At 44.3% G+C, this 15119-nt stretch carries 12 protein-coding genes; 5 read left to right on the top strand and 7 right to left on the bottom strand.

The features are described from left to right. Nucleotides 1-14 precede the first annotated feature (14 nt). Genes ATB74_RS06275 through yejF form a run of 4 tightly spaced genes read left to right on the top strand, consistent with a single transcriptional unit; the run spans nt 15 to nt 5694 of the window. Nucleotides 15-1910: an extracellular solute-binding protein gene (locus ATB74_RS06275; protein WP_061017311.1), complete on the top strand. Its 1896-nt coding sequence runs from the start codon at nt 15-17 to the stop codon at nt 1908-1910. 12 nt (nt 1911-1922) lie between these two features. After that, nucleotides 1923-3011: a microcin C ABC transporter permease YejB gene (locus tag ATB74_RS06270; RefSeq protein ID WP_004730359.1), complete on the top strand. Its 1089-nt coding sequence runs from the start codon at nt 1923-1925 to the stop codon at nt 3009-3011. A 31-nt stretch (nt 3012-3042) separates the two neighbouring features. Then, complete coding sequence (locus ATB74_RS06265; protein ID WP_061017308.1) at nt 3043-4065, top strand: ABC transporter permease; 1023 nt, start codon at nt 3043-3045, stop codon at nt 4063-4065. A 9-nt stretch (nt 4066-4074) separates the two neighbouring features. Continuing rightward, on the top strand, nt 4075-5694 hold the full coding sequence (gene yejF, locus ATB74_RS06260) for a microcin C ABC transporter ATP-binding protein YejF (protein ID WP_061017306.1): 1620 nt from the start codon (nt 4075-4077) through the stop codon (nt 5692-5694). 93 nt (nt 5695-5787) lie between these two features. Here the strand turns inward: yejF and ATB74_RS06255 are convergent, their stop codons facing one another. The 3 genes from ATB74_RS06255 to ATB74_RS06245 all read right to left on the bottom strand — a co-directional run bounded on the left by ATB74_RS06255 (nt 5788) and on the right by ATB74_RS06245 (nt 10251). Further along, a complete protein-coding gene (locus ATB74_RS06255) occupies nt 5788-6981 on the bottom strand; it encodes a carbohydrate porin (RefSeq protein WP_061017303.1) in 1194 nt (397 codons plus the stop codon). Between the two features lie 31 nt (nt 6982-7012). Then, entirely contained in the window at nt 7013-7552 is a 540-nt protein-coding gene (locus ATB74_RS06250) for a hypothetical protein (RefSeq protein WP_244270905.1), read from the bottom strand. 794 nt (nt 7553-8346) lie between these two features. Further along, on the bottom strand, nt 8347-10251 hold the full coding sequence (locus ATB74_RS06245) for an amidohydrolase (RefSeq protein ID WP_061017299.1): 1905 nt from the start codon (nt 10249-10251) through the stop codon (nt 8347-8349). 367 nt (nt 10252-10618) lie between these two features. Between ATB74_RS06245 and ATB74_RS06240 the strand changes: the two genes are divergently transcribed. After that, a complete protein-coding gene (locus ATB74_RS06240; RefSeq protein ID WP_061017297.1) occupies nt 10619-11509 on the top strand; it encodes a LysR family transcriptional regulator in 891 nt (296 codons plus the stop codon). Nucleotides 11510-11643: 134 nt separating this feature from the next. Here the strand turns inward: ATB74_RS06240 and ATB74_RS06235 are convergent, their stop codons facing one another. The 4 genes from ATB74_RS06235 to ATB74_RS06220 all read right to left on the bottom strand — a co-directional run bounded on the left by ATB74_RS06235 (nt 11644) and on the right by ATB74_RS06220 (nt 15111). Further along, nucleotides 11644-12681 (bottom strand): linear amide C-N hydrolase, encoded by a 1038-nt coding sequence (locus ATB74_RS06235; protein ID WP_061017295.1) that lies wholly within the window; start codon nt 12679-12681, stop codon nt 11644-11646. A 156-nt stretch (nt 12682-12837) separates the two neighbouring features. After that, nucleotides 12838-13719, bottom strand: coding sequence for a LysR family transcriptional regulator (locus tag ATB74_RS06230; protein ID WP_061017294.1), 882 nt, complete (start codon nt 13717-13719; stop codon nt 12838-12840). A gap of 130 nt (nt 13720-13849) precedes the next feature. After that, on the bottom strand, nt 13850-14407 hold the full coding sequence (locus ATB74_RS06225; protein WP_061017756.1) for a hypothetical protein: 558 nt from the start codon (nt 14405-14407) through the stop codon (nt 13850-13852). After that, nucleotides 14383-15111, bottom strand: a complete 729-nt coding sequence (locus ATB74_RS06220) for a winged helix-turn-helix domain-containing protein (protein ID WP_061017292.1) — start codon at nt 15109-15111, stop codon at nt 14383-14385. Before ATB74_RS06220 ends, ATB74_RS06225 begins: the two co-directional genes overlap by 25 nt. Nucleotides 15112-15119 lie beyond the last annotated feature (8 nt).

The raw sequence follows: 15119 nt of genomic DNA, 5'->3' as shown, positions 1-15119 counted from the left end.
GAAGGGAGAGTCAAATGGGAACAGTTTTTCGACGCAAAGCCTCGCAACGCACTCAGTTTTTCAGGTTTAACTTGAAGTCATGTGCAATCATGTTGCCGCTTATTGCTTTACAACCCTCCGTTACTTACGCTTCTGATACCCAGTCAACACCTGCTGTCACCGTTATTGAAACCACACAACTGGTTGGTTTTGGTGAAGCAAAATATCCAGCCGATTTCACTCACTTTGATTACGTTAATCCTGATGCGCCAAAGCAGGGCAAAGTGACTTATGGCAGCATCGGTACTTACGATAGCTTTAATCGATTCGGTTCTCGTGGCGTTGCTGCAAGTTACACTGGAGAGATTTACGATACCTTGATGTTTTCTCCGAGCGACGAGATTGATGCGTATTATCCATTGATCGCTTCAAAGGTTCGCTACGCCAGTGATTTCACTTGGATGGAAATCGATATTAATCCGAAAGCCAGATTCAATGATGGCGAGCCTATTACGGCTCACGATGTGGCATTCACCTTTAATAAGTTTTCAACCGAGGGTGTGCCTCAATACCGTGTGTATTACAAAGAAATTAAGTCAGTCACCGCTGTTTCTGATTTAGTGGTTCGTATTGAGATGGAGAAGCCAAACCGCGAGAAGTTGTTTAGCTTTGCCCAAAGCACGCGCGTATTGCCAGAGCATTATTGGAAAGACAAGAAGCTGTCTGAACCTCTAAGTGAGCCGCCTGTAGGCAGTGGCCCTTATAAGATCATCAGCTATAAATCGGGTCAAAGCGTGACTTACGGCTTAGATGAAAATTACTGGGCTGCGGATTTGCCAGTCAATGTTGGTCGTAATAACTTCAAGCAAGTGCAGTATGATTACTACCGTGACGATACAGTAATGCTAGAAGCCTTCAAAGCCGGGGAGTTCGATCTTCGAACGGAAAACTCGGCTAAGTTCTGGGCCAACTCTTACACTGGCGCGAACTTCGATAAAGGCTACATCATCAAAGAAGAGATCAACCATGAGAAGCCAGAAACGACTCAAGGTTTTGTCTTCAACATTCAATCTCCCGTGTTCTCTGACCCAAAGGTTCGTGAAGCGTTAACCTACGCGATGGACTTTGAGTGGATGAACAAGAATATGTTCTATGGTCAGTACAAACGTACTCGCAGTTACTTCCAAAACACCGACTATGAAGCGAAAGGCTTACCAAGCGAAGCTGAAATCGAGTTGTTGTCTCAATACAAAGACCAAATTCCACCGAGAGTCTTTACTGAAGAGTTCCAACCACCAGTCACCGATGGTAGCGGCCGTATTCGTAGCCAAATGCGTACAGCTTTCAAACTATTGAAAGAAGCGGGTTGGGTGCTGAAAGACAAAGTCATGACCAACGAAAAGACCGGCAAGCCGCTGTCATTTGAGTTGTTGATTTACAGCCCAACCACGGAGCGTATTGCAACGCCGGTTCAGAAGAACTTGAAGCGCATGGGTATCGAGATGAAGATCCGCACCATCGATACGACTCAGTACATCAAGCGTCTTCGTGATCGAGATTTCGATATGGTCTCTTCGTCATTTTCTGCAAACCCTTATCCAAGCCCGAACTTAATGATCGTTTGGAACTCTAACTACATTGATTCTACTTACAATACGGCAGGTGTGATGGATCCTGTGGTGGATGCGTTAACAGAAGAAATCGCACGTAACCAACAGAACCCTGAAAAGCTACTTACGCTAGGTCGTTCTCTTGACCGTGTATTACAGTGGAATTTCTACAATATCCCTCAATGGCACGTTGGCGAATACCGCGTAGCAATGTGGGACAAGTTTGAGCGTCCAGATGTATTGCCTAAATACGATTTAGGTATCGATACATGGTGGATTTCAGAAGAAAAGGCGGCATTGCTTCCTGAAAAACGTCGCTAGGAGTTAGTTAGCATGGCCGCGTATATATTTCGGCGTTTACTGTTGGTGATCCCCACGCTGTGGGCGATCATCACGATTAACTTTTTCATCATTCAGATTGCGCCGGGAGGCCCAGTAGAACAGGCTGTGGCGCAGTTAGAAGGGCACAACTCCGGTATCATGGAGCGCTTTTCTGGTGGTGGACAAGAAGTTGATTTAAGCGAAAGTGACCAAGCATCTGCGAGTGGCTATAAAGGCTCTCGAGGGCTTGATCCAGAAGTGGTTGAAGAGATCAAAAAGCAGTTTGGTTTTGATAAGCCGATTCATGTTCGCTACTTCGACATGTTGAAAAACTACGCGACCTTTAACTTCGGTGAAAGTCTGTTTAAGGGCGGCAACGTTATTGATTTGATCATCGAGCGACTGCCTGTCTCCATCTCCCTAGGGTTATGGAGTACCTTAATCATCTACGTGATTTCGATACCTTTGGGGATAATGAAAGCCATTCATCACGGCTCTCGGTTTGATATTTGGTCGAGTGCGGTGGTGATTGTTGGTTATGCCGTTCCGGGCTTCTTGTTTGCGATTATCCTGATCATTTTATTCGCGAGTGGTAACTACTTCAGTTGGTTCCCATTGCGTGGGCTAGTGTCGAGTAACTTCGACCAGCTCAACTGGTATCAGCAAATTGGCGACTACTTCTGGCACTTAGCTTTGCCTATTTTTGCCATGGTCATCGGTGGTTTTGCCACGCTCAGCATGCTGACCAAAAACTCCTTCCTTGATGAAATCAATAAGCAATATGTGGTGACCGCGAGAGCGAAAGGTTTGGATGAGAGCAGTATTCTCTACAAGCACGTTTTCCGTAACGCTATGCTAATCATTATTGCCGGTTTCCCGAGTGCATTTATTAGTATTTTCTTCACGGGCTCTATGTTGATTGAAGTAATGTTTTCACTTGAAGGTATTGGTCTGCTTGGTTTTGAGTCGACCATTCAACGTGACTATCCCGTGGTGTTCAGCTCTCTCTATATCATGACCTTGCTTGGTTTGGTGCTGAGCATTATCTCCGACCTGACGTATACCTGGGTTGATCCTCGAATTGATTTTGAAGCGCGTTAATGGCGAACGAATAACAAGGTATTGATAATAAATGTTTAACAACCCTTTAGCTGAAGCTCGTTGGTTACGTTTTAAAGCAAACAAGCGTGGTTTTATCTCCCTTTGGATATTTACCATTCTGTTTGGACTGAGCCTGTTTGCTGAGATCATTGCCAACGATAAGCCTTTATTGGTTTCTTACAATAATCAGTGGTTTGTACCCGTCATTAATGAGCATGCGGAGACCGAATTTGGCGGCGAGTTTGAAACCGAAGCCGACTACAAAGACCCGTATGTTATCGAACTCATTGAAGACAGCGGTTACATCGTGTGGCCAATTATTCCCTTTAGCTACGACACAATAAACTTCGATATTTCAGGCGCGGTGCCTTCGGAACCAGATTCAGTGAACTGGCTAGGAACCGATGATAAAGGGCGAGATGTATTAGCTCGTATCATTTATGGGTTCCGTATCTCCGTTTTGTTTGGCTTCATTCTGACGATTGTGTCGAGCGTGATAGGCGTGGTTGTCGGTGCAACTCAAGGTTATTACGGCGGTTGGGTTGACCTGTTTGGGCAACGTTTCATCGAGGTGTGGTCCGGAATGCCGACCTTGTTCTTGCTGATTATTTTGTCGAGTTTTATCGAGCCGAATTTCTGGTGGTTGCTTGGGATTATGGTGCTGTTCAGCTGGATGAGTTTGGTGGGCATTGTTCGTGCTGAGTTCTTACGTTGTCGTAACTTTGACTATGTACGCGCGGCACAAGCGATGGGCGTCGATGACAAACGCATTATGCTTCGTCACATGTTGCCGAACGCTATGGTTGCGTCCCTAACTATGATGCCGTTTATCTTGTCTGGTTCGGTGACCACGCTGACGTCGTTAGATTTCTTGGGCTTTGGCCTTCCTGCGGGTTCGCCTTCGTTAGGTGAGCTCTTGGCGCAAGGTAAAGCTAACTTACAAGCGCCTTGGCTTGGTATTTCCGCGTTCGTTGTACTTTCTTTGATGCTTACGTTACTCGTCTTCGTCGGTGAAGCGGTACGTGATGCCTTCGACCCACACCAACAGAAGTAAGGATAGGTTATGACTTCAAATACAGCTCCTGCTTCTCCAGTTCTAACCATAGATAAACTGTCTGTGGGCTTTGGAAGAAAGAAGGCGATAGAGCAGGTAACACACAATGTTTCGCTCGAGATATACAAAGGGGAAACACTGGCGCTGGTGGGAGAGAGTGGCTCGGGTAAATCGGTGACGGCTAACTCGATCTTAAAGCTACTGCCTAAAGGCTCGTCGCATTACTTGAGCGGAAAGATTAACTTCTCTGGTACCGATATTCTGAGTTGTTCAGAAAGGCAACTGCGCGGAATTCGTGGTGGTCGCATCGGCATGATTTTCCAAGAACCCATGGTTTCGCTTAATCCGCTTCATCGAGTCGGTAAACAATTGGTTGAAACCTTAGCCATTCACCGAGGCATGCGAACCAATAAAGCGCAAGCCTTGGCGATTGAATGGCTTTCAAAGGTGGGCATTCGATACCCCGAGCAAAAAATTTCAGCCTATCCACATGAGTTGTCTGGTGGAGAGCGCCAACGCGTGATGATCGCAATGGCACTTATTAACGAGCCAGAGCTGCTCATTGCCGATGAGCCGACAACGGCATTGGATGTATCGGTGCAAGCGCAGATCCTCGACCTTCTCAAAGACCTGCAGCAAGAGCTGGGCATGGCGATGCTTTTCATTACTCATGACTTAAGTATTGTCCGTAAGATTGCCGACAGAGTGGCGGTAATGAAAGATGGTCGCTTGGTTGAAAGTAACGATTGCCAAACATTGTTCAACGCACCAACTCACCCTTACACACAAAAGCTTATCAACTCTGACCCGAAAGGCTTACCAGTTCCTGTATCACCGGAAAGTAAACCCCTACTTAATGTCGACCAACTTCGTGTTTGGTTCCCAATCACGGGCGGCTTATTCAAGCGTACTATTTCGCATGTTAAAGCGGTGACTGATATGGAGTTTACTCTTAAGAAAGGGCACTCCATCGGCCTCGTCGGTGAGAGTGGTTCGGGCAAATCGACAACGGGTATGGCGATATTGAAGCTGGTAGAAAGTGAGGGTTCAATTACCTACGCTGACGAACAAATTCAAGGCTTAAATCGACAACAGATGTTGCCGTTTCGAAGCCGTATGCAAGTGGTGTTTCAAGATCCGTTTTCGGCATTGAACCCAAGGATGTCAGTTGCTCAAGTGATTGGCGAAGGTTTGTTAGTGCATCAACAATTGGATGAGAGCGAACTCGACCAACGTATCTGTGAAGTAATGAAAGAGGTCGATCTCGACCCTGAGACTCGCCACCGTTACCCAAACGAGTTTTCTGGCGGTCAAAGGCAGCGTATTGCTATAGCTCGTGCTCTGATCCTTAAACCAGAGTTTATCCTGCTCGATGAACCAACATCGTCACTCGACAGAACGGTTCAAGCTCAAGTGTTGGATTTGCTGAAGTCACTTCAAGAAAAGTATGGCCTGACCTATTTGTTTATCAGCCATGACTTGAATGTCGTGAAATCCTTGTGTCACTACACCATTGTGATGAAAGCTGGCGAGGTGATTGAGAAGGGTGATACTGAGACTCTGTTTGGTAATCCGCAGCATGAATATACTAAACAGTTGGTGTCTTTATCTGAGGTTGGCACGCCTTAAGCGATGAATTTCGATTCAATGTGCAATCAAAAAAGAGCCTGTTCATTTATGATCAGGCTCTTTTTTAATAGCGTCTTAGTTTATACGGTGACGTTAGAAAACGATATTCGTTCTTAGGCCAAACAACGCGACTTTGCTTTGAGTGCTGACCGCGGGTGTTACGTATTGCGCATCCGCGGTAAAGGTTAACCATGGCGTCGCTTGGAACGCGTAGTAGATCTCAAAACCTTGCTCGTCTTTTAATTCAGCTCCTAGTGGCAAATCACTAATGCTGTTTTGTAACGCATTAGACAAGTTGTAGTAATAGTAGCCTGCGCCCCATTGATCTTGTGGTCTGTCGAAGAAGAAAGCGTTGCCTCCAAAGCCGCCAACAAACGTTCCATCTATGATATTTGGGTTACCGTCTGCCGCTGCTGCTCTTAGATAGACTGCGATAGTATCGTCATTGTTCTCATAGATATTATGTGTAGCTTGAGCACGAATGTTGTACTTATATTTTGCGGTCTCACCCAAAGACGAGTAATCCACTCCTTCTTCAGTGCTGTATGTACCAGACATACCAAACGTAGAACTTCTATCGAACAGTTTGAATGAGTGAGTTGCACCTAATGAGAAGTTCACGCCGTCATCAAACCAATCATTGAACCCTAAGTTGTCATCGTATCGATCTCTTGGATCATAAATCATCGCCGTGATTCGTGTATCGCCGATGGTGTGGTTGAGGATACCGCCAATAAATGATGGGGGAGTTACGCCACTTGGGGGAGCAGAGAAAGCAATGTTCATGAATCCATGACGAGTTGCTCCCCCGTAAAATGGCGCATTTCGTAGCAGCTCAAACGCGTCGATCTTACCAACAAGGAGGTTGGTGTTGTCATCAAACTTGTGTGTGTAATACAAGGATGAAAAGAAAGGGCTGTTGCTGTCTGAGTAATGGGCTGAATTAGGAACTGACAAACTGGAGAAGCCAAAGTCGTTCGCATCACCGTTTAGATAGATCAACTGGGTGCGAAAGCTGCCGTTATTCCACAGGCCCGCATTTTCAGTATCAACCGCTGCAAACAAGTCAAAACGGTGCGTGAATTCATTTGAATTTGATGGTGAGCCAGAAACCGCCGATTGGTAAACGTTGGTGTATTCAGCATCGAGCGAGAGTCCGCTGTTTTTAATGCGACTGCGCTCACCTCCCCAATCACCGGTTAATGTCTCTGAGTATGGCTGGCTTGCATAAGCTAAGGACGATAAAAACAGTGGAGCTAAGCAAAAGGGTAACGATAAATATTTCATAATTAAATCTTATTGTTAGAACGAAATCTGACTAGGCGCATTGAGATAGATACGCAGGACTGTTCAGCATGTTGGATGAACGTGAATGGCGTTGATGTTTAAACAGCGCACTCAAAGCATCAAACGCTTCGGAAATGGACAGATAACCTTGTTGGTAAGCGAAAGATACTGAGCTTGCTTTACCGTCGTTTAGGTCATGTCTTGAGATCGCAATGCCGTGGTTTTGCGCAAGCAAGAACAATGCATCAGCAGTAAGAGGCTGAGAGTCCGTGCTCTGCTGGTGGCGCAACTTGTTGGCGAGTGAGTCAATACGCTCGATACATTGGCTAAGTCGGTGATATCGAGAGGTGTTCACCGTTGTCGCAATATGCTGGCAAACCTTTACCAATGCCTCCATTTGATCTGTTTTCGCTGAAGACAAAACCATCTTTTCAATAACTGCGTTTAGCTCGGCAAGATATTGCGTTCTAAGCTGGGGTAATACCGTCACTTCATCATCCTTAATGTATCCGCGTAGCTCCTTGCTAAGTGACTCTAGATAACCCATATCTAATTCCCAAATGGTAGACATAGTATTGACCTGAGTTGTAATTGACCGGGTCATATTATCGATTTTGGTGATGGTAAAACTAATTTTGAAGTTTTTATGTTTTTAATAAGCTGCTGTATTTAAAGGGTTTTCATTACATTTCATCTGCTTGGGAGACGTTTCAATACTGGTGTCATTAAAGGAGAACAAAAGAGAAGATTGGTGGATAGAGAATGCTGCAGTTACGCTGGTAAACAGCGTAATCAAATCAGATTTGTGTGGCTCTCGTTAGGCGAGGTGAGATGATACGAAAAGAGGTTAGCCAGTTAAAATGAGGAGGTGTGTACTCAAGGGCACATAGAGAGAAGGTGACTAATGAGCGACGTATCTTGACGAGTTATCTGTGATGCAAAAATCTTTGGCTCTGTAAGGATTTAATAGGGTGGCGCTGTTGATAAGGCGTTGGCGGACTTTATCTTTCCCTGCTAACTGCCAAGTTTCAGGTATGACCAACACACTTGTTCACAGCATAAATTCTATTCGCTAGAACAACAGTAAGGAAACTGCACTTGTCGAGAGATTTGGTCGTGATGTGGAATAGGTGAGATAGGGGATTGAAGGTGTGAGAACGTGTTGAATTGGGTTAGAGATCTTTGTATAGAGCCATTCTTATATAGGACTTTCTGTATAGCGAAACAGATCAACATGTAACATAAAAAGAAAAAGTGATAGCGGACGCTGAGGTCACACTATCACTTTGTGAGAACGATGAAGATTAAGCTATTGAGATGCTTTCGTTCTGCTTAGAGCGATGTTCATCGTTTGTTGTGCATAGGTTATTGCTGTTGAATCGCCGTAAGAGCATGTTGGAAGTACAAGCTTGTCGCACACACATCGTGGTCATGATCATGGTGGTGATGATCGTGAGCGCTGTGGTACCTGTTGATTACATTCACAACTTTCATATTTTGCTTAGTCATGGCTAAACCAGAGTTACTGTTTTTTACAGGAGCAGGGATACCTTGGTAAATCGTTGCTTCAACTTTTATCTTGTTGATGTCTTCAGGTTTTACCGTGTATGGGTTATTGTCGAGTACCGTAAAGTTGGCCGTTTTGCCGATATCAATGGTGCCAACTTCATTTTCCAGACGTGCTGTGTATGCAGCATCAATTGTGATTGCACGCATTGCTTCATCAACCGTGATTCGCTCTTGAGGTCCCATTACCGTTTTGCCTGACAGACCGATTCTGTTTACAGCAGCCCAAACCAACCCTAGTGGTTGCGCTGGTGCCATTGGTGAATCTGAGTGCAATGATAAAATGCCACCCGCATCGATGAATGAACGTCCACGCGCCATCACTTCTGCACGCTCTTGACCGATACCTTGTTCTGAATAAAGCTCAGCCAGAATATGTGTGTAATAAGGATTTACACTAAAGTTTGCGCCAAGTTCAACGGCTTTAGGGATGTCGTCTTTATCGGTAATACCTAAGTGGTGGAAGCTGGTTCTGTGATCGTCTCTGCCTTTTTCTTTGTTAAGCTTGTCGACAATGTTCAGTGCAGTCTCAAAGCCAAGATCACCATTGGCATGGATAACGATCGTGTAGTCGTCTTCCCAGTAAGGGCGCATACTTGCTTCAAGATCTTCAGGTTGTTGCAACCATTCACCTGAGTGACCATCGGTGTAACCGTCTTTAAGTTGCATTAATTGGCTGTACATTGCGCCGTCAGAGAACAACTTAACGAATTTAGGTAGCCATTTGATCTGTTCACCTTGGTAAGACGGGTGTTGAGTCAAACCTTCGGCAATCGCTTTACCTTTGGCAGGGTCGTTTTCCGCCATCATGTAGGTAAAGTTACCGGCTGGCATTAACCAGTAATCCATTGGGAAGTTACCGTCTTCAAGAATGTCGACTACTTGTTCGAACATCTCTGGTGTTGCAACAACACCTGGATCAATGGCGGTAGTGATACCACCAGAGTGGATGTAATCTTTGGTTCGCTCCATCCCCGTTGCAAAAATGCCGCTATTTACCCAGAAGCTCATTACATCATTGAGAATGAGTTTGCCGCCAGCTTCATAAGCATGGCCTCGTTCCCAGTCCAACTGAGTATACGCATGGCCTTCACCAGTCCAGTCTTCTTCAGACCAACCTAGCATCTCCATCGCTGCATCGTTGAAGAACAATTCGTGGAAGCTGCGATGCCAAATGATAATTGGTCGATCTTCAGAAATGTTGTTCAACAACTCGCGGCTCATTTCATTGCCGTGGAAGTAGTGATGGTAGCCCCAGCTTACCAATGGTTCGCCTTCAGCCAGCCCACTTTCTAACTCTGTTAAACGGGCTAAGTAGTTATCATGGCCTATTACGCCTTCAACGTTACCCCATGGTAAATCCCAATCAGCAGGAGTAATAAAGTCTGTGCCGATCAATAACGCCATCAGCCAAAGGTGAACGTGAGGTTCAACAAAGCCCGGTGTAAGAACGCGATCTTCAAATGATTTATCAATCGTAAAACCATCTTTAGATTGGTACTTAGTGGTGAGTGTTTTTTGATCGCCAAGGTCGAGGATTTTACCGTCTTGGACTGCGATAGCGTCTACGTTGCTATGATCGTGATCTGAAAGGGTAATGATGTCATTCGATACGTAAAGCGTGATAGGGCTGGTTGAGGTTTCGGCGAAAGCTGGTGTGGCGACTAGGCCAGCAATAACCGTTGAGAGAAGTAGCTTTTTCATAATGGATCCTATTGCTCTCAACTAACGGCCTTGTTCTATGAGAGGGTTAAGTCGACCATCGCGCTTGGGAAAATCAATCTTCCTGTGAGCGCTTAGAAAGTCAGTTCTTTCTTTGTATTCACGGATAAGTGATAAGAAAAGAGAGGCGGTAAACCCATAATTAGCAATGCGTAACTCTGTTCAAATAAGTGTGTATAGCTAACTTCTGGGCTTACTGCCAATACATAGAGAAGCGAATTTTATCGTTCAAATACAGAGTGAAAACTCTCTTCGCCTCACATTTGTTGCTAATTTAGCAGTGTTATTACGTTTCTAATAACGCATAATGATGGGTAAAACCAAACATTGATAATCAAAGGTGGCAGGGATGTTTTCTTACGAACACTTAAACTCATTCTGCGCGACGTATGACGAACAGAGCTATAGCAAGGCTGCAAGAGTTCTTGGTAAAGATAGAACGACCATTCGAGAACAAGTGAAAGCGTTAGAGGACAGTTATCGAACCATTTTATTTACGATTGAAGGAAAAAAGGCGGTACCAACCAACTTTGCACGTTCTATTTATAAGCAGTCAAAATTGCTGGTACAAAACAGTGAGCGATTACATCTAAGAATGATGAACGCCTACCAGCAAGATATAACCCGTCTTGATTTTTATCACGATACACTGATGCCCAATGATTTAGTCGTGGAAATTGAGCAGTATGTTCTGAAGGCGCACCCTAGCATGGTACTTAATTGGTTACATCGAAATCGAGACGAGATCTTGGTTGATGTGACGCAAGCGCATAACAAAGTTGCGATCATGCAGCACCGAATGGAAAACATGTCGGAATACCCAATCAGTGCTATTAAGCTAGGTGACGGTGATTTTGCCGCTTATGCGCGGGTTGATAGCCCTCTGTTCAAAATCAGTGAGATTCGACTTGAAGATCTTCAGTTAGAAACGCAGTACATCAGTGAAAACCAAAGTAAAACTATGCCGGAGTGGTTGGGCGTATCACCGTATTTTCGTACCGTAAGTAATAACGATATGTTATTGGAGTTAGTGAAAGTGAACGGTTGGGCACTTTTACCAAAAAGCTTAGCGACAGAAGCTGTAAATGCGAAGAAATTACGTCGGATTGAGTTTAATGAGCTGCTTACAAGCAGTGCTAAATTTGGGCTCTCGTTTTTTTATCCAACGAGCTTTGAAAACACCAGTGTGTTTAGAGGTTTGCTTGAGGTTCTTAAGGGTTACGCTACTAAGAATTTGTAGAATCACACTTTAGTATCGCTTTGAAAGGTACTTAATATAAGTTGAGAGTGCGGTAGATGCACTCTGGTTGAAGCAGAGTGTTTATTATGGATAGACAAAGGCCAAGTGGCCTTTGTCTCAGGTTTTTCGCTTGTCTAGTTTGCAGATTTAATGATGGTCTCAGTTACATCTCCAATCAAACCTGGCTGGATTAACTGGAAGTTGATCGCTTTTCCAGATTCTTGGATATCTCGCATGTTGTATTGAAGCTGAGTGAAGTCATCTCCCCACTGGTAGCGAAGTAATGTTTCACCTGATTGTAGGTGATAGTTAACCGCGTATTCTGTCGCATAACCAGCCATCACACCATCAATGGGCGCGTTTGGCGCATCATGTGGGATCTTGTAAGTAATCGAATCTAGTTTGACCATGCCATTGATCACGCTGCTCGGCTCGGTAAGGTGTCCCATGTAGTAACTCGAATGTACAAACCTGTCTTCTGGGTTGGCGTTGCCACCTGTGCCTAAGTTGGTTTGTGAGTATTGGGCCTCTTGTGGGCCCCAACCGCGTATAGAGCGTTCTACATTGGCCAAATGTTGGTCATAATCTGGTTGGTTCGTCATTATTGTGTATTCAGCGCCATGCCAGATTCGTGGTCCTTCCTCTCTAAACTCTATAATTGCTGAATCCCCCGATGTGTCTTGAAGGCTAATATGAAGTGCGATTCTAATTGGAACTCCTGGCACAAACTCAGTGGCGGGTTGCGTTTTTTCAACGAATTGAACGGCTTCTTCAACGGTGCTGAACTGCGATAAAACATGCTTTAGGTAGGTCAGCGTACCTAAGTCATCAGCCTTCGTTGACTCTTGTGTATCCATACCACGATCGTACAGCACGTTACCGCTGAGCCCAGCATTATTCATACCATCCGTTATTTGACCGTAAGTCGTTAATCCTGTGACATCGTATTTTGAGGTAACTTGGTTAGTGTTATCTAAATGGGTAACGTAAGTGCTGTCTTTTGGAATGTTGACGAGGTGCACATCCGTTTGTTCTGACCAATCCAGAGTACGTGAAACGAATGTGCCTTGATCTTGTGTATCCCAAAGCAAGCGGGTGCAAGCTTCGGCGGCAGTAACAACGCCCATAGAGAAGGTAGCAATAATAGCGGTAGATAGAATTTTCTTATTCATGATGAATGCCTTTGTAATTGGGAGACACAATCATCATGGCATTGATTCATGAAACGAAAAACTCAACTATGCGGGTTAAAATCCATCAATATGGCTGAGGGCACATTGATCTCGTTATGTAGCCCGTCAATATTGGTATGGAGTCCATTAATATAACTATAGGGCGAAATGTGCTTGGGTAATTGTTTTGATTGTAGGTAGCGGTTCTTTGTTATCCATTGATACCGAGTAATACAGTGTCAGTCCAAAGTTAAAATGATTTGCGACCTGCTTTATATTGAGAGTCACCAACTCTCCGCGTTGTACAAGTGGCTCTGCAAGGTCGGTACTCATGATCGCCCAACCATCATGTTTCACTAACTCTAATAAGAGGTCGTTATTGCTGACGAGGTGGTATTGAGGGGAAATGAGATAAAGCTCTGGTAGGGTGTGGAAATGGTTTTCGCTCACATATTGCTTGTCTAACTTTAGGTCCTCAATAGACAGCGCATTAAGGTGAGGGAGTTTGCTTCTTCTTCCTGCATATATTCCTAACTCACCATAGCCTAAAGATAAATACTCAATATTTTTACTAAAGCGCTGTATGTTTTTATGTTGCATAAGTGCGATGCTGTTTGATTCAGATTCAATGCTATCAAACGCTTCCTCTCGATTGCGATGTAGCCAATGCACACGAAGTTCTGGGTGTTTTTGTTGCAAAGAATGCTCTATTTTTACGGCTAAATTGAGCGGTAGAGAAATGTCGTGATAGATATTGAGAGTCAGCATCTCATCCATATAGATGTTCTCTAATGAGGTACTGAGTTTTTCGGTATTACTCAACACAACCTTGGAACGTTGATAGATATGATCCGCAGCTTGAGTCGGTGTCGCCTTCTTTCCAATGATTTCAAATAACGTTATGCCATACAAGTCTTCAACAGCCTTGACTTGGTCTCTTATTGTGGTGCGATCTTTACCTAACCTTTTGGCAGCAGCGCTGTATGAGGATGCTTCGTAAGTCGTGCAAAATGCCAATAAATGCTCATAGGAAAACATGCTCAAACCTTATTAGAATGTGAAATTATAATTTATGATGGAAATTGCCCTGCATTATTGCTTATTTTGCTAAGTTTCATCTTCGGTAATAAGCTCAAAATGTGATCAATATTACGACTTTATCGTTAGGTTAGCGCGCTTCAAGCAAATGCGGCGTTTCGATTTTAAGCTGCCTAACCAACCCTATATATGGTAATTCAGTGATGATCTCATGTGATGATACAGAGATGATTTTTCTCGGCGTTGAAAACATACTGAGGAGCATATCTCTCGAGAAGGACTTAAACTTAACCTCATCAATTTTATCTGATGCGCCGTCTAAACGAATAGAATCTGCTATCACATCAAACTGTACGTGATTATTTTCAAAGCGTTGCCATTGAGTTTCGAACTTCACCATCACTTGAGCAACAGAGCCTGTTTGGCCAAAAAAATTGAAGTGCATGGCGTGATAAGCCTTGTCTTTGCTCATGAGAACCTCAGATTCCGTTTCGACAACACGTATATCCCATAACTGAGCCAAGTAGCCAAATCGACTTGGGTATCCTCTGTGTTTATAAGACCAATATTGATTCAAAAACACCGATTCTGGACTGTAGTGAGAAATGTAGAGATCTTTGATGACGTAAGACATCAGCGCCACAATAATGAAACCGCTTGTGATTATTTTAGTGGTGAAAGATGACATACCAGTACCTCTTTATTGTGGTCTCGCCAGAACAATTTCGGCAGTGGTGGGGCTGAGCTTTCGCGATGGAACGGTAAAGTGTCGAAGAGTGCATTCTGCTGAGCTTCAATCAGTAACGATTGGCAGATTTGAATGTCTTGATCACTCGGCGTTTCAGCGTTTTGGTGAATTAACATCGGGATAGGTGTTGCGATGGTGGGCTCAGTCACTAGACGACTGAAGGCATCATTGTTGTATAAGCCAACTAAGTTCCAGCCGATAAACAAAACACATACAACCCTGATAAGGGTATGAACAAAAAGAGTTTTGTTATGTTGAATCCAGTTTGCCGATTTTGACCAGAACGAAGCATGGCGTGCAATTAATGATTGGTATTCGGTTTCGCTGAGTGTTTGGGTTTCCCCAATATAGGCGTAGCCCTTCATAACTTGAGTTTGGATGAACTTCGGCTGTTCGCTTGAATCTCCCAGCTGTGCACGCAAGTTTTTTACCGCGGTGGCGACACTCGATTTTGCACGCGTACTTTCCCAAATGGCCTCAAGAATAAACGCCGATGTGAGATCAGAACCTGAGTGTTCAATGAAAAGTGACAGCAACTTCCATTCATTTGAACGTAGTTGCCTCTCTTGTAAAGACGTCAGGTTTAACAGCTTTCCACTTTGGCTGTTAAAAAGCAGGTTTTGATTTAATAGGTAGAAACTCATCGTAGCTC

Source organism: Vibrio splendidus (assembly GCF_001557875.1).
Lineage (GTDB): Bacteria > Pseudomonadota > Gammaproteobacteria > Enterobacterales > Vibrionaceae > Vibrio > Vibrio splendidus_F.
This window is presented reverse-complemented; position numbering and strand designations above follow the sequence as displayed.